Annotated in this window: 1 protein-coding gene; it reads left to right on the forward strand. The window is 43.8% G+C overall.

Going from position 1 to position 532, the window contains the following annotated elements; translation table 11 throughout:
* On the forward strand, nucleotides 1-532 hold a 532-nt coding region (locus B5F88_RS20080), incomplete at both ends, for a DUF4240 domain-containing protein (protein WP_343286494.1).

A 532-nucleotide genomic window follows, 5' to 3' on the forward strand; every position in this document is an offset into this window, starting at 1 on the left:
AAAAAGAGGTGATCATTACGGCAGAGCAAGACCATGTTACTAAAATTACAGAGGATAATCCGGATGCTTTTTGGGATTTGATTCATCAGGCAAAAACCGCTTGCGGCCAGGACATAAAAGCCATGGAGCACTTTCTTATGGATCGTCTGATTTCCATGGGTCCCGAGTCCGCAATGGTTTTTCATAAATGCGTGTATATATATTCGAGATTGGCAGATCAATATGGACTTTGGGACGCAGCTGGCATTGTCAAGGAGCGCGGTTGTTCTGACGAAGGATTTATGGATTTTCGGCCATGGCTGATCGCTCAGGGCAAGGAGACGTATATGGCAGTCTTAAAAGATCCGGATACACTGGCTGACGTGGAGATATACGGAGACTGTTCTTTTAGCGGCCTCTCCTATGCCGCCTACAGTGCTTATGAACAGCTTACAGGGCAAAGTATATATCAAGATGTGGAGGCAATTAAAAACACAAAAGAATTGTACAAATCTTTGAAAAGAGAGATTGTGTACAAAGATGGCATCCAGTT

Origin of the sequence: Flavonifractor sp. An306 (genome assembly GCF_002159455.1) — a bacterium.
GTDB lineage: Bacteria > Bacillota > Clostridia > Oscillospirales > Oscillospiraceae > Flavonifractor.